Below are 18,637 nucleotides of genomic sequence, written 5' to 3' on the forward strand. Positions count from 1 at the left end.
GATCAGCACAGGCTGATCTTTTTAAAAACAGGACAAACTTACTTTTCTAAGTATTGTAATTTGTCTGGCTTGCCATTCCATTCTTCACGGTCAGCAGGTTGATCGCCAATTTGTGTAATGTTTGGCCAAGTTTGTGAAAGCTCTGCATTTAGCTCAATAAAGACTTCTTGACCTTCTGGTAATTCATCTTCAGAGAAAATTGCATTTGCAGGACATTCAGGTTCACACAATGCACAGTCAATACATTCGTCTGGATTAATGACAAGGAAGTTTGGACCTTCGTAGAAGCAGTCAACAGGACAAACTTCAACACAATCTTGGTATTTACATTTAATACAGTTTTCAGTGACAACAAATGTCATGGCGACAGCTACCTAAAAATATGGTTCTAATTCAGAATAGTCTATTTTAGGCAAAAAACACTGTAACTAACAATTGCTTTTACTGATATTTGATATAGATAGTGCTACTAAATTTGATAAAAAGTGGGTAAAACCATCAAAAAAACTTATAAATGAAAAAGACTCTCAATTGAGAGTCTTTAGTTTGTTAATTTTTTCTAAAAATCTTAGCGGTTTAAATTAGCTATTCAGTTGCTCTTTTAAAGCATATAACTGATCTAATGCTTGACGTGGAGTCAAATTATCTACATCTATACTGCGCAATAAGTCTAGCGCAGGTGATGGTTTTTCCACTTCAATCACACGTTCAATAATTTCAGCTTCTGCCAAGCTGGTAGCAGGGGTGAATAAATCATCCTGAACGGCCAAATTAACATTTTTAAGCTGCTGCTTTTCTAAAATTCTTAAGCGGTTTTGTGCTTCTTTAATCACATTAGTAGGAATACCTGCCAGTTTTGCGACCTGTAAACCATGACTTTGACTGGCTGGACCATGTTGAACTTTGTGTAACAGAATTAAGTTTCCATTCATTTCTTTTGCAGTAACGTGGTAGTTATCTACCCCTGACTCTTTGCTTAATTCGGTCAGCTCAAAATAATGTGTGGCAAATAAACATAAACATTTGATGCGTTTGCTTAAATCTAAAACACATGCCCATGCCAAAGACAAACCATCGTAAGTACTAGTGCCTCGACCAACTTCATCCATGAGCACCAAAGATTGCGAGGTGGCATGATGTAAAATTTGTGATGTTTCAGTCATTTCTACCATAAAGGTCGATTTACCCGTAGATAGATCATCCGCAGAGCCGATTCGGGTAAATACACGGTCAATTGGCCCTAATATAGCGGCTTGTGCAGGTACATAACTGCCACAATAACCAAGTAGGGCAATCAGTGCCGTTTGACGCATATAGGTTGATTTACCGCCCATATTCGGGCCAGTAATAATTGCCAAGCGATGATTGTAGTCCAGCATGGTGTCATTTGGAGTAAATGCTGTTTTACTCAAGGCTTCAACCACAGGATGACGCCCAGCAGTGATTTTAATACCTGTTTCAGGACTATATTCAGGACGTGCCCAATTGCGTAAGCGGGCTTGATGGGCAAAGTTAGCTAATAAATCAATTTGTGCAATCGCACTGCTCATCATCTGTAATTGAGCAATGTCTTGGCGTAATTCATCCAGTAGCATTTCAAACAGCATTTTTTCACGTGCCAAAGCACGAGATTCACTAGAAAGTACTTTATCTTCAAAGCTTTTCAGCTCAGGGGTAATATAGCGCTCTGCATTTTTTAAAGTCTGACGACGAATATAATGCTCAGGTGCTTGCTCAGCTTGGGCTCGGGTCAGTTCAATGTAATAACCACTGACACGGTTGTAGCCAATTTTTAAAGTAGGTATGCCACTTTGTTCACGCTCTTTAATTTCTAAATCAATAAGGAATTGTCCTGCGTGATCTCGAATTTTACGCAGTTCATCCAGTTCATTGTCAAAACCTTCTGCAATGACATTACCATCACGCAATAAAACAGGTGGATTTTCCACAATGGCCTGCATAAGACGTTGATGCAGCCCATGAAAATCGCCCAATTCTTCATTCAGGTTTTGAATGAGTTGCGATTGCTGTGCAGAAACAATCGGCTGTAATGCATGGCGTAAATATGGAATTTGCGCACAAGCTTGGCGTAGTTGAACCAAGTCACGTGGGCGAGCGCTACCCAGTGCGACACGGCTCAGTACCCGTTCAATATCACTTATTTCTTTAAGTACCAAACGTACTGGAGATTCATGATAGCCCTGTAACAAGGCTTGGATGGCATCTAAACGTGCATCAAGCAGTGCAGTATCACGCAAAGGTTGCATTAGGGTACGACTAAGCAAGCGGCCACCCATGGAAGTTTGGCAGTCATTGATGAGTTGAAATAAAGATGTTCCATGTTCAAACAATGGTTCAACCAATTCAAGATTGCGACGGGTCACAGGGTCTAGTGCGATAAAATCACTGCTTTGCTCTAACTGAATACTGCGAATATGCGGTAAGGCCGTTTTTTGTGTTTCTTTGGCATAGTGAATCAGAGCAGCCGCAGCGGCTTTGGCTAAAGGTAGGTGATCAAGACCAAAACCTGACAGGGTAGAAACGCTGAATTGATCACAGAGAGTTTTTTGTGCATTGTTCAGGTTAAAATCGACATTTGGGCGTTTAGTCACAGGGCAGTCGAGCTGTTTTTTAACCTGTTCAATAATATTTGGATCGACAATATCTTCATCGACCACAATTTCACTTGGCATTAAACGTGAGAGTTCAATTGCGAGTTGTTCAGGTCGATAATCCATTTGCTGAACTTTAAAAATACCTGCACTCAAGTCCAGTAATGCAATGCCAATCTGGTTTTGCTGTAAGCATAAAGCGACCAAATTGGAAGATTGGTGGGTGTTAAGCAAGGCATCATCGGTAAGTGTACCTGGGGTGATAATTCTTACCACACCACGCTCTACAGGGCCTTTACCTGTCACTTCGCCAATTTGCTCACAGATGACCACAGTTTCGCCTTTTTTGACCAAGCGAGCCAGATAACCTTCTGCGGCATGGTACGGCACACCTGCCATTGGAATAGGCTTGCCGCTGGTTTTACCACGATGGGTGAGTGTAATACCTAAAAGCTTGGCGGCTTTGTGTGCATCATCAAAAAATAATTCGTAAAAATCACCCATGCGATAGAACATTAAAGAATGTGGATGTTCCATCTTCACCCGTAGGTATTGCTGCATCATTGGGGTGTGGGAAGATAGATCAGCCATGATTTCTTTCATGTTCATGCAGTTGGAATCCTTTAGTCTGAGGCGTGATTTGAGTGTAAATAGGTGAGCGTCTATTTTACGTCATCTTAGTTAAATTAGTGAATAAGTAGAGAATATGCAGCGTAATCTTGTAAATACATTAAACACTGTATATTTAAGGTTTTGAAAAAAGTGATTTGTGATCTTCAGAATATTTGTGGTGAATATTAAACAAAAAGATGAAGTGATGAGACTGTAAATTAAATTGTGTAATTGCCTGAATTTGCTATGTTCATATTCACAACGGAGTCAGGCAACATGATGAACGAACAAAAACTAAAAGACCTTGCAGCAGAATTTGCTAAAGGAATCAAAACAGAAGACGATCTCAATCAATTCACCCGATTGTTGACTAAACTCACTGTTGAAACGGCTCTCAATGCCGAACTTACCGAACACCTCGGACATGAAAAGAATGCTCGTAAGAACGGTTCTAATGCCCGTAATGGCTATTCCAGTAAGACCCTCCTGAGTGATGATGGTGAGATTGAAATCACCACACCACGAGATCGTGATGGCACATTTGAGCCACAACTGATTAAAAAGAATCAGACCCGTATCACGCAAATGGATAGCCAAATTCTATCCCTTTATGCCAAAGGCATGACCACCCGTGAAATCGTGGCTACTTTCAAGGAAATGTACGATGCCGATGTATCTCCAACGCTTATTTCCAGGGTGACAGATGCTGTTAAGGAGCAGGTTGCTGAATGGCAAAACCGTCCATTAGATGCGATCTATCCTATCGTCTATATGGACTGCATTGTGGTCAAAGTCCGTCATAATGGCAGTGTTATCAATAAGGCTGTATTCCTAGCCTTGGGCATTAATCTTGATGGACACAAAGAACTGCTCGGTATGTGGATGGCGGAGAATGAAGGCGCTAAGTTCTGGCTGACTGTCCTGACTGAGCTTAAAAACCGAGGGTTGCAGGATATTCTAATTGCCTGTGTGGATGGACTAAAAGGCTTTCCTGATGCCATTAACAGCGTATACCCGCAAACCCATATCCAGCTGTGCATTATCCATATGCTGCGTAACAGCTTGAAATACGTATCATGGAAAGATTACAAGGCGGTCACTCAGGATTTAAAAGCCGTTTATCAGTCACCTACTGAAGAGGCAGCCTTGATGGCCTTGGATCAATTCGCCCAAACATGGGATGACAAGTACCCACAGATCAGCAAAAGCTGGCGTACACACTGGGAGAATCTAAATACCTTCTTTGCTTATCCAGCCGAGATACGCAAAGCCATCTATACCACCAATGCGATCGAATCATTAAACAGCGTAATACGTCAGGCGATCAAAAAGCGTAAAGTCTTTCCAACGGATGATTCTGTACGTAAAGTGATTTACCTGGCAATTGATGCAGCGTCTAAAAAGTGGAATATGCCTATTCGCGACTGGCGTTTAGCCATGAGCCGCTTTATTATTGAATTCGGTGACCGCTTAAGCAATCACCTTTAAATTTATGAAAAGCAATTACACAAAATTATTTACAGGCTCGAAGTGATTGACCATTTAAATTGATTTTATAGTTAAAGAAGCTCCCTCAAGAGCTTCTTTATATTGTTTTTAAAAGGCTTTAAAAAATCAAAACAGATGTTTTAAGCCAAACTTTCTAACACAAATTGCGGTGATTTAATAAATAATCGAATCAAAGCTTGGGCAGAACTAGAAGGTTGACGAACACCACGTTCCCAACTTTCCAAAGTTCTGGCAGAGATACATAATTTTGCCGCAAGTTCTGCTTGTGAAATATTCATTTTTTGTCGAACTTTAACAATTTGTTGGGCTAAATCTAAGCATACCACTTGATCTACATCATGATTTACATAGTTATGACTGTGTTGAAGCAGATGCATGGTTATCTCCTCCTTAGGGTCGAATAAACGAGTCAATTCATTCAAATAAATAATCGGTTTGGATATATTTATCATAGGGATTTGCAGCTAAGTGTATCGCTGCGCCATCACCAAATATCACAAGAGTTTATAAGACAGAAGGGGGTGCACGGCTTTGTGGGAGAAAAAAGAAAGGCTCACTCTGAAACAGCGTTGAAGTAAACGCTGTTTTAAAAGCTAAAACTCGAATTTGTGTGCGAATTAACACATATCTGAGCTTGGTATCCAATAATGGCAGCGCAAAGCTGTATACCAAACAGTATTCACACTCATGATTGGCATGCGAATCTTGTTCAGAAGAATCCTGATGCTGAGCTGAATGTGTAATTGTCTGATTTGAATTGGAGTTAGACGCAGTGATGTTTGATGAGTGATGCGTATGATCTGCAGATAGTGGACTTGCAGATTTGGCCTGACCAGAAAATAATGCTTGGACAACAGTTTTACACACAGAGGAAAAATGTTGTTTCTCTGGCAATAATGGCTGTAAAAATACAGCGACTTGCAACAAGATTGCAGATAGGCCTAGCAATCTTCCCCACATCATTAACACTGCATTGATCTTTTATTCAAAGTTTGCATGTAACACTATCACAAAAACCAAAATCTTTGATTTTGTAATAGAAATATTGCATGAAATTAAAGGTGAAAATTAAATGTAAAATAGCTGTTTATACAGACATATAACCATAAAGATTACACATACACGCCTGATGCTATATTAACTAGATTACATTTCCTGAAACTAAATTAGCCAGAAATGGAAATTGTGGGTAAACCCGCATCTAGCCAAGCCTGCATGCCACCTTGGACTGAAAAGATTTTTTCAAAACCCATTCTTTGCAAAGATTGAGTTGCCAAAGCAGAGCGACCGCCTGTTCCACAGACCAAATAAATATCTTTTTCTGCAAGATCAGCAAGTGCTCGTTCAACTTCACAGTAGTGGTTCACAACAGGATGTTGTGCGATTTTCATTTCTAGCATACCACGAGGAAAGTTGACAGCACGGTCAATTGCACAGGCTTGGTGTTCTTCAGGTTCACGTACATCAATCAAAATAATATCAGGATGTTTCAAGTATTTTTCATGCAATTCTAGGACACTAATTTCTGTAATTTCACTTTTAGCTTCAGAAATAAGTTGATCGGGTGTTTTCATCATGACACTCACATTTATTTTGATATTATATAATATAAACTTATATATTAAATGGGTTTTGATTATTGTTAGAAAATGTGTCTAGATGCTTCATATCTAAAAATAGTCAAATTTTGACCAGCTTTGCTGTGCTAAGGTTTAAATTATTTGTTGGAATATTCAAGTTTTTGTTGGTTGTGGAGTGAGAAATGTGGAATTTAATAATGTATTTGCCGTGGGGCAAAGTATCTGAAATTAGTGCACAGGATTTATTACAACAACGGCAAGATGTGCAAATTGTAGATGTACGTACTCGAAAAGAGTTCTGTGATAGTCATATTGAGGGTGCGTTGCATTTACCGTTAACGCAAATGACTGAAGCCAATATCCAAGCGTTGGCTTTAGACCTTGCAAAGCCTGTGGTGACAATTTGTTTGTCTGCGCATAGAAGTATTCCTGCAACTCGAAAATTGAACAAAATGGGCTATCAGACATCGCAGTTACAGGGTGGTATGAAAGCATGGTGGAAACAGCTAATGCCTTGCGTATCATCCCAAGTTAAATAAACAATGCGAGTTGAGATAATGCTTTATTCTGTGCAATATCGCCATTTTCGATCTACCTCTAAGATTGTATGGCTTTGTTAATCTTTACTTAAAAAATAATATATTATTCAAATATAGGGTATATACTAGACTCAACACTTTTGTTCGATTGTTCAGGGGACGTAAAATGCCTGCAAGATTTTTTGGAATTTTTCTAGGTTTAATTGCTGCGGTACTGGTCATTGGCGGATTATTTATTAATATGATCAGCGAAGAAACGGTTGTAGAATACTGGATTCTATTGTTACTTCCGTGCTTTGGTGTGCCAATTTTATCTGCAGTGTGCCTAAAAGAGATCGACTAAGTACAAAATTTGCAGTTTTAATTTTGAAAAGAAAGCCAAAGCCCATTTTAAAATGGGCTTTTGTATTTTTAGACTGCTATTACTTATTCGATGCGACCTAATCCAAATCTAAAATATACACGATTGATGGTTTTCTTTTTGCAAAGCAGCGTTGCAGAATTGGGCTATTCAAGCCTGTTCCTTAAAATGTAGTCAAACATAGTCAAGGACTAATTCGCACTCTGTTAATGTCTTGTTGCCAAGCGTGTAACTAGAGCCTGAGTCGGTCAGTTCCGACTTGTAGCGGTCAGTCCGTTCTTGCAATATACGCTTTACAGTTTTGTAAGGCGTATAACGACTTATCTCATTGTCGTTTAATCTTGCAAGCACGTTTCTCGCAGCATTCCAATCAGCTTGCACAACTTCCCCATTGAAACGGTGAAAACGATCTCCCTTACGTGTACCTATTAAAAGGCCATGCAAGAAAGAATCACTTTGCGAAGTGTATGCAGAATTGACTAGATGCACCGTAGAACCTCTACGGTGAGATATAGAAGTTAGGGCATCGGCTAATAAGCCTTTAACCCATGTGTTTAAACGTCTATTGGTATTTTTACCATAGCTACGCTTACTTTGGATTGGTGCGGTTAAATCCTCCGCAACAATCACTTTGGCTTTATCAACCAACTTGTGAGTTGCTGTAAATATCAATGTCTTGAGCTTTGCTTTCTGAGCATCTTGCCTTTTATCTAGCTTCTTGCGACCTAGATTATTTAACTCAATTTTCTGTTTCTTGTGTGGTTTAGCTTTAGCAATCGCTCTGAGCTTGTTTCTGTGCTTGTACTTTTGATTTAAATAATCTGATTCACTTGAGATCAGCTTGCCTAGACCACTCCCATATACATCGCCATCAGAGTCCACAAAAGCTTCTGAGTACCCTTTATCAACACCTACTGTTTCCTGACCACAATCTTGTGTTTCAACTGCATCATAGGTTGAATGAACTTCAATATTGCCATTTTTTAGAATAATTCTTAATGTGCCTTGCGGTGCAAAATCAACAGTCGTATTTAATGGGATTTTAATGGTTTGTCGAGGGACTAGACTCGGCACTTTAAGCCAACATTGACCATTTAACTCAAAGGTTTTACACATATCCGCACGAACAATAATTTGATTATGTGTGTGATTAACACCATGCTTAAAGTGATTACGCATTTGACGATGGAGGAAATTATCAGTCATCCATTCATCTTTTTTAAGCAAGGTGTATAGTCTTTTTTGTTCATTATTACAGGAGGAGCGTTTTCGGATCGCCTGCTTTACTTTGTCTTTTGATGCTTCTCGATAGGCTTTAATATCACCTATGCAATCACGTAGCGTTTCTTTCCACGCATTTGCAGATACACCGAAGTTGCGACCTTCTTTCATCCACGCATCACGAATAGCCCTGTCACTGATATTTAAGCCTGCAACAGCACCATATTTAGCCCACACCTCGCTACGAACACGACCAAGTAAAACAGCTTGTTTCTCAAGCTGTTTGTACTTTTGCACATTCAAGTTTTTACAATGGTGGATGCGTGTTAATTTCACAAAGTCATGCCTAGGTTAAGGGATTGGATAATCAATAGATATGGATGCTAATATACCAAGACACTCACCTAAAATACAAAAGATAATCATTTAAATCTCTAATAAATACCCACCTTGCCACTACTGAATCGACATAGACAAAATGAGCACTTATGCAAATATTTGTCTATATTTTTAGTTATAGTTAATTACTCTCTTTTTCACTTTAAACTCAAAGTGTCACAAAATTTAAGATCAATAAGATGCAAGCATTTCATTATCAGGCTTTGCCTGTAGATGTTCATATTGCTTCGGAGCAAATGAATAACATTCAGGACATTTTACATCCTTACGGTTATCAACGTATTTTAATTATTACGACTGCAGGACAACAAGCAGCAGGTGAGCGTTTATTTAGACAAATCCAAGACAGTGCTGTGGCGGTATATCCACACGCTGTGATGCATGTGCCAAAAGAAGTGGCACAGCAAGCCATACACGATGCGAAGCATTTAAAAGCCGACTGCTGTTTGGCATTAGGTGGCGGTTCAGCCATTGGTTTGGCCAAAGCGATTGCATTGGAAACTCATCTACCGATTATTGCAATCCCTACGACCTACGCTGGCAGTGAAATGACAACAGTATATGGTATTACTGAAAATCAGCTGAAAACCACAGGAAAAGCTGAACAGGTACTGCCTAAAGTGGTGATTTATGATCCAGAATTGACCCTGAATTTGCCTACAGAAATTTCGGCATGCTCAGGTATGAATGCAATGGCACACGCGGTTGAGGCCTTGTATGCACAAGATAAAAATCCAATTATCAGTTTAATGGCGGAAGAAGCGATTACTCAACTGGCACAGGCTTTACCTGAAATTGTAGAAACGCCACACAATATTCAGGCACGTGAACAAGCCTTGTATGGTGCGTGGTTAGCAGGGGTGTGTTTGGGTTCGGTAGGTATGGCAATCCACCATAAAATTTGTCATAGCCTTGGTGGGCGTTATCAATTACCACATGCACAAACCCATGCCATTATGCTGGCATATTCAGTGCACTATAACCGCCATGCAGATGTTGAAGCCATGAATCGATTGGCAGTTGCTTTAAATGTGTCAGATCGAGATCAATTGGGCTTAGCAATTTATCAGCTCAATCAGAAGTTAAATATTCCAATGGCACTGAAAGATTTGGGCTTGCCTGCAACAGCACCCGCAGAAGTCGTAGGTATTATTTGTGATAGTCCATATTACAACCCACGTGAATATGACTATGCCGAATTAGAAGCATTATTGACCAAAGCGTACTGGGGGCAAGCACCTGCCTAAGTATTTTGAATGTTTAAGTCAACAAAAAACCGAAGATGAAATATTCACTTCGGTTTTTTGTTGCGTAGATTAAATTGGATTTTAAGGTTTATACAAACCTAACTCTTGCAAATGCAAACGTAGAATACGTCTGAGTTCCAGTACAGCTTCAGGCGTTTCTTGAATAGAATGACTGCCTTTGATAATTTTTTCAGAAACAGCACCTGTAAGATGTGCGCTGTTGTAGTGCACAACATCATCATTCATGAGTAGGGGGTCTTTGCTTTCAGTATTGTTGCCAATAATGCTGTGATATTTAAAACCTTTTACGGGCAGAATATTTTCAGTCAGTTCAGTAAATTTAGAATGTTTACTTAAATCACTTGGGCCATTTTGAATGACTCCATGCCCAATTTCTTTAGCAAGATTTTTTAGGTCAACATCATGCTGTTGTAAGGTATCTGAAAATGCATTTAAAAATGCACCTGGCAAACGAATAACTTTACGGGCAGCAAGGGTAAACCAACGGTCGGCAAACTCTGTACCACGGTGTGGAGCCGCTAAAAAAATTGCCCGATTAAAATTTGTGATGGGTTTAAGTCGCAAACGGGCTTGCAATAACGGGTCAGATTTAAAGCGTTCCAGACGTCTGTTCTTCAGCATTTGCATTGCTGGTTGGGTAAGGTCAGTATCACTCACCAGTAATCGAGCTAAAATGCCACCCATACTGTGTCCAATCACTACGGCATCTTTTTTGGCTGCAGCAGAAGAGTTGACCTGTTTAAAGCCTTGTTGCAATAAAGCATAAATTTGGAAACGACTTTCTAAAATAGGCATATTGGTTGAATAAAAAACTTGCCACACTTGAAAATTTTCCCGCAATACAGGATCACCCATAATATCGTTGGTTAAACGCACCCACGCTTCAGGGCTACTGGCAAGACCATGTATCAGTACGATCACTTTTTTGTTAGGGTTATAAGGCTCCAGCAAATACAGATGCGGCATACTCAGGCGTTCTTCACGGTCAATCAGTGAAAGATAAGCCGATTTACCCAAGTTATTCTGTGCTAACCACAAGCCATAAGGCGCAGAAAAGTTTGCCGCCAATGGATAGTTCTTTTGAGCAATATTTGCAGCTTCGTATTTATAAGGATCGTAAGCTTTTAGCTTAAATTGTGAACTATATAAAATATCTTCAATTGAACGAGCGCTAAGTGGTTCTGCGGTGAGGGTTGCTGCTAAATATCGTGCTTGGTGAATGTTTGGATTTTTTCCAGCAGGATAGTCGTGCTTCAGTGGGTCAATAATATATTTACTTTGGCTGATGTCATCATTTGGGTTTTCAGGTAATACCACCAAAAACTCAGAACCAAAACCATCACGGCGGGTAATGGAGCGTAAACCCGAAAAGTTTAAGTTATAGGTCGACATCAATTGCTGAATTTTTTGTTGTTTCAACTGTGGATAGTGATCAAAATCAATTTCATAAATGCTATTGCCGACACGAATTTGATGCTGTAATTCGTTGTGTTTATGTCGTAGTGCATAGCTACTGACCAGTTTGGCAATCGCCTGATTATAAAAATCTCGAATTTGGACTTGGCGGTTGTCAAAAATACGGTCTTGTGGAGCACGTTTGGTCTGAAACATGTAGGCATAACTGTAACGAATGCTTTGATCCAGCATATTTAATTGCTGATCTAAACATTGTTCATAATTGGCCTGATTAATTTTCTGTTGTTCTTCCGATCTTTTACTATTCAGAATACCAATTTTGCAGGACGAGGAGTTTTCCAGTGCAATGGCTTTGGCTAAATATAATTCACTTGCCGTAGACAGTAATTGTTCATCTTGGATCTGTGGAATTTGCTTCAGTGCGCTGACACATTCTGCAGGTTGTTGGGCACAAATAGTGGCTTCACGTCCTGTCATCGATAGCACATTCAAACTGGCTTCACTGATTTTTTTGCGTGACAAAATGCTATCGCGTTCATTGGCGATACTGACTTTTAAAGCTTGATTTTTGACACTCACTACCTGACAACCAGACAGCAGTGTTGTACTGAGCAGTGCAGCAATCACAATTTTATTCATGGAAAGTCTGGCTTAATTTTTAAGATTTTTTTCCATCATACGTTTTTTTAGGCGTAATTCAATTGCTTAGCCATAAAAATAGACCGTCGAAACGGCCTATTTTAAGGTATTTTTGTATCGGTGCAGATTAAGTGCGTGGTGCAATCACTTGCCAAACATTCCAGCGACCTTGTTTTTCAATTTCAGCAATTAAACGGTCTGCAACTTCAGCTTCTTGCGGGTATTTGATTTTGTAGTTTTTCAGCGTTTGTACCGCATTTTTCTTTTGTTCTAGCGCAATATAATTATTGGCTGCAGACAAATAAGCTTCCTGCACACCCGCTTTCATCGCTTTGTCTAAATATGAAATTGCTTCACGATGACCACCACCTTCAGATAGGCCAAAACCAAACCAGAAGTTGGCTTCTGCATCTTCCTGATTAATTTTTAAAATACGCTGTGCATAGCTGAGTGAACGGGTAGTGTAGATAGAACCTAAGTCAAGGTTACGTGCCATGACGCTGGCTTTAAATGCACGCATTAAAATATCAAAAGAGGCATTTTCATTGGCTGCCAAAGTGTCTAGTTGTGCGGTTACTTCTTTAAGTTTGGCTTCAAAACCACGGCGTTCCTGACGCTCACTAAAACGCGGCGGATAGTGACGTGCCTTACCTTCAACCAGTTGTAAGAAATCATCAATTTCAGTGATGTCTATTTCATTTTCGCCCGCCAAGGCCGCAAACTTTAAGCTGCGTTGATTGTTATTCACCGTAGGTACAATCAATTTGTTCTGATCTAAAGTGATGCTTTGGCTTGGATTGTTCGGGTCAGTCACCACCATTTTGGTGACAGGCTGTGCTGCTGCTTTTTGTAGGTTAATTTCAAACGGAGGTGGGGCATCGTAATTAAAAGGGTTTAAGGCATAAAATGGTGCGCTTAATTCAGGCTCTGTAAAAACGATAGGTGGTTTCACTTCTTGTTTTGGTGTTGCTACACAAGCGCTGACGAGCGTCGAAGCAAGGATGCTGAGTGCCAAAGGCTTAAGGGTCATGGTGTTCTTCCGTTCAATTTATTTTAAAAGTGAGTGGTGATTGTGTTAGATGAAAATATTGCATGTTGGTCAGTCTAAGAAATCTGTTCCGAACATGCAATACAAATGAGGGGGCTTGGTTACACAGTGATACGAAGTTTTTAAAGCAAAAGATTATTTGCTTTGAGTTTCACATTCACGTCTAACATCTTCAATTATTTTTAATTCTTCAGCGCTATACGGTTGTTCATCTTGTTGCTGACTTTTAAAGGTTGGATCAAGCAAAGATAAACGCTGACATAACAAATTCATACGTTTTTCATTCTGTTGTAAACGGTCAAGTAACACACGCATACCGTCAAGCACGGGGTCAGATTGATCTTCAGTCGCGGCATAAGGTTGGAAACCAATGCTGGCTGCATAATCACGACGACGTGCTTCCTGATCATCTGCAGGTTTGTTTTTGATAATAAAACGTGCAGGGTTGCCTACAGCGGTTGCACCTTCAGGTACTTCTTTGGTCACCACAGCATTAGAACCAACTTTTGCATTTTTATGTACGGTGAATGGGCCTAAGATTTTTGCACCCGCACCCACAATCACACCATCTTCTAAAGTTGGGTGGCGCTTGCCTTTATTCCAAGTGGTGCCGCCTAAGGTGACACCATGGTACAAAGTGACGTCATCACCAATTTCGGCGGTTTCACCAATCACCACACCCATGCCATGGTCAATAAAAAAGCGACGCCCAATTTTTGCACCTGGGTGAATTTCAATGCCTGTTGCAAAGCGGCTGAATGAAGAAAGCAGACGAGCCGAACCTTTACAGTCTTTGTTCCATAACTCATGTGCCACACGGTGCATGAGCAATGCATGAATGCCTGGGTAGGTGGTTAAGACTTCAAGTGTATTTCGAGCAGCAGGATCGCGCGCGAAGACAGCTTGAATGTCTTCTTTGAGCTGTTTAAGCATTAGTTTGATCCTCGTCCTGTGTTGATGTAGATTTTTTCCATGAACCGTTATTCATTGCTTGTACGCGGCTAAAAATACCGCGAAGTAAATGGTATTCCATACGATCTAATTGTATACGTCCGAAAAGCCGACGCAAGCGTAAAGGCAATAATCGTGGATTTTTTGGATCCATAAATTCAATTTCTGCCAGCATTTTTTCTAAATGTGGATAGAACTGCTGCATTTGTTCGTGATTCACCAAAGGCTCATCCCATTGCATGGCTTCAGAATCTGTTACTTGCATGGTTGCAGTAGGATCGGCAACTTTGCCCACAATATCCATGGCTGCCATACGCATTTCGTAGCAAATGACCTGAATGGCTTGAGCGACATTTAGCACGCCATATTCCTCATTGACAGGAATAGTGACATGATAATTGGCCAAAGCCAGTTCTTCATTAGTTAAACCACGGTCTTCACGGCCAAAAATAATCGCGACATTTTGCCCATGCTGTGCCACAGCATTTAACGATTTTTCTGCGGCAGGTCGTGCATCTAGCAATGGCCAAGGAATTGTACGGCTACGTGCGCTGGTACCAAAAACCAGATGACAATTTGCAATGGCATCTTCAAGTGTTTCCACCACTTCAATCTGCTCAATTAGGTCGGTTGCACCTGCGGCTAAAGCGTCAATATCTGGATGTGGATAGGTTTTAGGCGAAACCAAAACTAATTTACATAGCCCCATGGTTTTCATGGCACGTAAGGCGCTGCCAATATTGGCAGGCAAGGTGGTGTTTACCATGACAATTCGCACGTGGGAGAGATGTGCGGCAACAGCGGCATTGTCAACTTGACTCATAACAAATCCAAATGGGTTAAATTTTTAAGAATATTGATCAGCTTCTGCATTATATAAATCTAGTGCATCGTCCATGCTCATGTCCGCAGGCGGCGGTGCAATATTTGCAGGTTTAGCAACTTCTGCGACTCGGGCTGCCTTCGATTTCACCTGATATTCAATATGCAGGTTTTCCTTGCCAAAATAATCACGTAGTTTGACTAAGGCTTCATCTAAAGGGGCAACTTTCCACTGAATACCCAAATGCAATTCAGCTTGAGCATAGGCATAATCTAGATGCAAAATGACTGGAATATGGGTGCATAAATCTACATTACAATAAGGCAGCAACATTGTTTGTAAGTCTTGACTCAGGGTCTTGCTTAAATGTTCTGTATGTAAATGAATCTGAATACTGTTGGCACGTTTTTGACGAATTTCATTTAAGCTAAAGGCTTTGGTTAACCGACCCATAGGGCGGTCAAAACCTTCGCGTTCGTAAATTTCGCCTTCAATCACCACCACTTTTTCAGTTTGTACGATGTCTTTAAAACGTTGGAAACGCTCATGGTTGGCAGAGACTTCTATACGTGCGGTACCGTCATCTAAAGTGACCACCATCCGATTTGGGAAGTTAGCAACATCCACCACTAGACCTGCAAAGACGGTGGTCACACCACGTCGGGTTGGGGTTAGTTCATTAATCTTACTAGGTATAAAGGCTTTGAGTTCATTGCGATAAACATCTATCGGGTGGCCTGTCAGGTATAAACCTAAAGTGTCTTTTTCACCCTTGAGCCGTACTTCATCTGACCATGGCTTCACAGGTTTGGCAGGTTTACGCTGTACTTCTTCAACCTCACCAAACAGGTCCATAATGCCTGTTTCACGGTTAGAGCGGGCTTGTTCTGCTGCTTGTACTGCCTCTGGCAATTGTGCCATTAAACTAGAACGTTCGATGCCTAAACAGTCTAAAGCTCCCGCACGAATTAAAGCTTCTAAAGTCCGTTTATTGATTTTTTTCAAATCAATACGATGGCAGAAATCGAATAAGTCGCGATATGGTCCTTCTTTTTGGCGTGAATCAATCACAGATTGCATGGCCTGTTCACCCACGCCTTTAATCGCACCAAGTCCATAGACAATGGTACGTTCATCGCTTGCGTGGAAATGATACAAAGACATATTCACTGAAGGCGGTAACACTTCTAAGCCATTGTGGCGGCAATCATCAATCAAGAACACCACGTTATCGGTGTTTTGCATTTCCGATGACATGACCGCTGCCAAGAATTCAGCAGGGTAGTGTGCTTTGAGCCATGCAGTCTGATATGCCACCAAGGCATAGGCAGCTGCGTGTGATTTGTTAAAACCATAGCCAGCGAATTTTTCCATATAGTCGAAAATATGGTTGGCTGTGGCGGCATCAATGTCTTTTTTCTCAGCACCTTCAATAAAGATTTGGCGCTGTTTCACCATTTCTTCAGGTTTTTTCTTACCCATGGCACGACGTAGTAAGTCTGCACCACCGAGTGTATAGCCTGCACAATATTGTGCTGCCTGCATGACCTGTTCCTGATAGACCATAATACCGTAGGTCGGCTCAAGCACACCTTCTAGCAAAGGATGTAGATATTCAAACTCGCCACCATGCATACGGTGAATAAAGTCTGGAATTAGATCCATTGGGCCTGGACGATACAATGACACGAAAGCAATAATTTCTTCAAATTTACTTGGGCGTGCTTCTTTCAGCATCTTTTTCATGCCCACGGATTCAAACTGGAATACTGCAGTCGTATTGGCATTGGCAAAGACTAAATAGGCGTCTTTATCATCCAGTGGAATATGAGCAATATCTAGCGGTGTATCGGCTTTGATGCGTTTATTAATATTTTGTACCGCATCTTCAATAACAGTCAGGTTACGTAAGCCCAAGAAGTCGAACTTGACCAAACCTGCCGATTCGACATCGTCTTTATCGTATTGCGCAACACGTGCGGTACCATCGGCATCACACATGACTGCAGAAAAGTCGGTGATTTTAGTGGGTGCAATGACCACGCCACCCGCGTGTTTACCTGTATTTCGGGTTATGCCTTCAAGCTTTAGGGCCATTTCCCAAATTTCAGAGGCATCATCATAGTCTGGGTTAGACGGGTTGGTGACTACATCTTTAAGTTGGGGTTCGGCTTCAATTGATTCTTCTAGGCTGAGTCCTAAGGGTTTGGTTGGAATCAGTTTGGAAATACGGTCTGCCAAGCCATAAGACTTACCCAAAACTCGTGCGACATCTCGAATTGCACCTTTGGCTGCCATGGTACCGAAAGTGGCAATTTGCGATACTGCATCACGTCCATAGGTGCGAGCTACGTAGTCAATGACTTTATCGCGTCCTGCAATACAGAAATCGACGTCAAAGTCGGGCATAGATACGCGTTCTGGGTTTAAGAAACGTTCAAATAATAGTTCATAGCGCAGTGGGTCTAAGTCGGTAATTTTTAAGCTGTAGGCAACCAGTGAACCTGCGCCCGAACCACGGCCTGGGCCAACAGGTACGCCGTTGTTTTTAGACCACTGAATAAAGTCCATGACAATCAGGAAGTAACCTGGGAAACCCATGGAATTAATAATATTAATTTCGTATTCAATTCGCTCATCATAAGGTTTGCGAATTTCTGCCCAATCTTCGTCACGCTGTGCAACAGGATAAAGCACATTTAGACGTTCTTCCAAACCTTGCTTGGACAAGTGTGCAAAGTAGGTGTCAATGGTGTGTCCTTCTGGAATTGGATAATCTGGAAGGAAGTATTTACCCAATTGCAGTGTGACATTACAGCGTTTGGCAATGTGATAGCTGTTTTCAATGGCACTTGGAATGTCAGAAAACAGCGCCGTCATTTCTTCGGCGGTTTTAAAATATTGCTCAGGACTGTAAGTTTTTGGACGACGGTTGTCCCCTAAGACATAACCATCGGCAATGCAGACGCGCGCTTCATGCGCTTCATAATCTTCACGGCGAATAAAATGCACATCGTTATGTGCTACCACGCCAATATTATATTTTTTAGCTAATTTAACTGCTTCGGCAATAAAGGTGTCTTCATCAGGGCGATCTGTACGGGTCAGGGCTAAATAAACCCGATTGCCAAATTTTTCAATCCATTCTTCAAGCAAGGGTTCTGCTTTTTGCGGATTGGAGGTGATCAGCATTTTGCCGACATCACTTTGAATACCCAGCAATACAATCAGATCATCGGCTTGTTCTAATATCCATGTTTTATTCACACAGGGGATATTGAGTTGCTGACCTTCAATATAGCCACGAGAAACCAGTTCAGTCAGGTTGCGCCAACCGTGATTGGTCATCGATAATAAGGTCACGCGATGATCGGCATCATTTAAACGCAGCACTGAACCTAAAATTGGTTTGATGCCTTGTCCCAAACATTTGCCATAAAACTTTACGGCAGCATGTAAGTTGGATAAATCGGTCAATGCCAAGGCAGGCATTTCTTCATTGACTGCAGCTTTAATCAAGTCAGGTACGCGTACAATCGACTCGGTAATCGAAAATTCTGTATGTATACCTAAATGAACAAAGCGCATGAATCAGTCCCTTAAAAAATCACGGGTTAGTTTAGCATGCTCTGCTCAAGACAAAACATGCCGCAGTGTTT

15 protein-coding genes are annotated in these 18,637 nt (G+C 40.9%); 4 read left to right on the plus strand and 11 right to left on the minus strand.

The genetic code is table 11. From position 1 onward, the window contains the following. Positions 1-38 precede the first annotated feature (38 nt). Positions 39-362 (minus strand): ferredoxin FdxA, encoded by a 324-nt coding sequence (fdxA, locus tag ACNS8M_RS05250; RefSeq protein ID WP_004973093.1) that lies wholly within the window; start codon positions 360-362, stop codon positions 39-41. 219 nt (positions 363-581) lie between these two features. Continuing rightward, positions 582-3,221, minus strand: a complete 2,640-nt coding sequence (mutS, locus tag ACNS8M_RS05255; RefSeq protein ID WP_168417934.1) for a DNA mismatch repair protein MutS — start codon at positions 3,219-3,221, stop codon at positions 582-584. Between the two features lie 282 nt (positions 3,222-3,503). On the opposite strand from mutS, the gene ACNS8M_RS05260 reads away from it, so the two are divergent. Continuing rightward, positions 3,504-4,712 carry an IS256 family transposase gene (locus ACNS8M_RS05260; RefSeq protein WP_419225320.1) on the plus strand — a complete coding sequence of 403 codons (1,209 nt, stop codon included), beginning with the start codon at positions 3,504-3,506 and terminating at the stop codon, positions 4,710-4,712. Between the two features lie 140 nt (positions 4,713-4,852). Here ACNS8M_RS05260 and ACNS8M_RS05265 read toward each other — a convergent pair whose 3' ends face one another. The 3 genes from ACNS8M_RS05265 to ACNS8M_RS05275 form a co-directional block, all read right to left on the minus strand. After that, positions 4,853-5,110, minus strand: coding sequence for a helix-turn-helix domain-containing protein (locus tag ACNS8M_RS05265; protein WP_168417933.1), 258 nt, complete (start codon positions 5,108-5,110; stop codon positions 4,853-4,855). A gap of 127 nt (positions 5,111-5,237) precedes the next feature. Further along, positions 5,238-5,696, minus strand: a complete 459-nt coding sequence (locus ACNS8M_RS05270) for a DUF2946 family protein (protein ID WP_286429700.1) — start codon at positions 5,694-5,696, stop codon at positions 5,238-5,240. 203 nt (positions 5,697-5,899) lie between these two features. Next, positions 5,900-6,307, minus strand: coding sequence for a rhodanese-like domain-containing protein (locus tag ACNS8M_RS05275; protein ID WP_168417992.1), 408 nt, complete (start codon positions 6,305-6,307; stop codon positions 5,900-5,902). 188 nt (positions 6,308-6,495) lie between these two features. Between ACNS8M_RS05275 and ACNS8M_RS05280 the strand changes: the two genes are divergently transcribed. Both ACNS8M_RS05280 and ACNS8M_RS05285 read left to right on the plus strand, forming a co-directional pair. Then, positions 6,496-6,852, plus strand: a complete 357-nt coding sequence (locus tag ACNS8M_RS05280; RefSeq protein WP_168461723.1) for a rhodanese-like domain-containing protein — start codon at positions 6,496-6,498, stop codon at positions 6,850-6,852. A gap of 166 nt (positions 6,853-7,018) precedes the next feature. Next, on the plus strand, positions 7,019-7,195 hold the full coding sequence (locus ACNS8M_RS05285) for a hypothetical protein (RefSeq protein ID WP_168417930.1): 177 nt from the start codon (positions 7,019-7,021) through the stop codon (positions 7,193-7,195). Positions 7,196-7,387: 192 nt separating this feature from the next. On the opposite strand, the gene ACNS8M_RS05290 is transcribed toward ACNS8M_RS05285, so the two are convergent. Beyond that, complete coding sequence (locus ACNS8M_RS05290) at positions 7,388-8,770, minus strand: RNA-guided endonuclease TnpB family protein (RefSeq protein WP_419225247.1); 1,383 nt, start codon at positions 8,768-8,770, stop codon at positions 7,388-7,390. 242 nt (positions 8,771-9,012) lie between these two features. Here ACNS8M_RS05290 and ACNS8M_RS05295 point away from each other — a divergent pair, with 242 nt between their 5' ends. Continuing rightward, positions 9,013-10,080 carry a maleylacetate reductase gene (locus ACNS8M_RS05295; protein WP_286428936.1) on the plus strand — a complete coding sequence of 356 codons (1,068 nt, stop codon included), beginning with the start codon at positions 9,013-9,015 and terminating at the stop codon, positions 10,078-10,080. A gap of 81 nt (positions 10,081-10,161) precedes the next feature. On the opposite strand, the gene ACNS8M_RS05300 is transcribed toward ACNS8M_RS05295, so the two are convergent. The 5 genes from ACNS8M_RS05300 to dnaE all read right to left on the minus strand — a co-directional run bounded on the left by ACNS8M_RS05300 (position 10,162) and on the right by dnaE (position 18,566). Continuing rightward, entirely contained in the window at positions 10,162-12,156 is a 1,995-nt protein-coding gene (locus tag ACNS8M_RS05300; RefSeq protein WP_286428939.1) for an esterase/lipase family protein, read from the minus strand. A gap of 127 nt (positions 12,157-12,283) precedes the next feature. Continuing rightward, the gene (locus tag ACNS8M_RS05305) at positions 12,284-13,186 is read right to left on the minus strand and encodes an ABUW_2363 family tetratricopeptide repeat lipoprotein (RefSeq protein WP_419225248.1); all 903 of its coding nucleotides are present in this window, start codon (positions 13,184-13,186) and stop codon (positions 12,284-12,286) included. Between the two features lie 153 nt (positions 13,187-13,339). Beyond that, a complete protein-coding gene (cysE, locus tag ACNS8M_RS05310; RefSeq protein ID WP_168417494.1) occupies positions 13,340-14,137 on the minus strand; it encodes a serine O-acetyltransferase in 798 nt (265 codons plus the stop codon). Then, positions 14,130-14,978 (minus strand): RNA methyltransferase, encoded by an 849-nt coding sequence (locus ACNS8M_RS05315; protein WP_168461383.1) that lies wholly within the window; start codon positions 14,976-14,978, stop codon positions 14,130-14,132. The genes cysE and ACNS8M_RS05315 overlap by 8 nt, the downstream gene beginning before the upstream one ends. A gap of 24 nt (positions 14,979-15,002) precedes the next feature. After that, positions 15,003-18,566: a DNA polymerase III subunit alpha gene (gene dnaE, locus ACNS8M_RS05320; protein WP_168461384.1), complete on the minus strand. Its 3,564-nt coding sequence runs from the start codon at positions 18,564-18,566 to the stop codon at positions 15,003-15,005. Between the last annotated feature and the right edge of the window lie 71 nt (positions 18,567-18,637).

It is taken from the genome of Acinetobacter sp. A2 (assembly GCF_048537555.1).
Classification (GTDB): Bacteria; Pseudomonadota; Gammaproteobacteria; order Pseudomonadales; family Moraxellaceae; genus Acinetobacter.

Coding starts and splice junctions, on each gene's coding strand:
- fdxA (WP_004973093.1), bottom strand. CDS start 362: ATGACATTTGTTGTCACTGAAAACTGTATTAAATGTAAATACCAAGAT.
- mutS (WP_168417934.1), bottom strand. CDS start 3,221: ATGAACATGAAAGAAATCATGGCTGATCTATCTTCCCACACCCCAATG.
- ACNS8M_RS05260 (WP_419225320.1), top strand. CDS start 3,504: ATGAACGAACAAAAACTAAAAGACCTTGCAGCAGAATTTGCTAAAGGA.
- ACNS8M_RS05265 (WP_168417933.1), bottom strand. CDS start 5,110: ATGCATCTGCTTCAACACAGTCATAACTATGTAAATCATGATGTAGAT.
- ACNS8M_RS05270 (WP_286429700.1), bottom strand. CDS start 5,696: ATGATGTGGGGAAGATTGCTAGGCCTATCTGCAATCTTGTTGCAAGTC.
- ACNS8M_RS05275 (WP_168417992.1), bottom strand. CDS start 6,307: ATGAAAACACCCGATCAACTTATTTCTGAAGCTAAAAGTGAAATTACA.
- ACNS8M_RS05280 (WP_168461723.1), top strand. CDS start 6,496: ATGTGGAATTTAATAATGTATTTGCCGTGGGGCAAAGTATCTGAAATT.
- ACNS8M_RS05285 (WP_168417930.1), top strand. CDS start 7,019: ATGCCTGCAAGATTTTTTGGAATTTTTCTAGGTTTAATTGCTGCGGTA.
- ACNS8M_RS05295 (WP_286428936.1), top strand. CDS start 9,013: ATGCAAGCATTTCATTATCAGGCTTTGCCTGTAGATGTTCATATTGCT.
- ACNS8M_RS05300 (WP_286428939.1), bottom strand. CDS start 12,156: ATGAATAAAATTGTGATTGCTGCACTGCTCAGTACAACACTGCTGTCT.
- ACNS8M_RS05305 (WP_419225248.1), bottom strand. CDS start 13,186: ATGACCCTTAAGCCTTTGGCACTCAGCATCCTTGCTTCGACGCTCGTC.
- cysE (WP_168417494.1), bottom strand. CDS start 14,137: ATGCTTAAACAGCTCAAAGAAGACATTCAAGCTGTCTTCGCGCGCGAT.
- ACNS8M_RS05315 (WP_168461383.1), bottom strand. CDS start 14,978: ATGAGTCAAGTTGACAATGCCGCTGTTGCCGCACATCTCTCCCACGTG.
- dnaE (WP_168461384.1), bottom strand. CDS start 18,566: ATGCGCTTTGTTCATTTAGGTATACATACAGAATTTTCGATTACCGAG.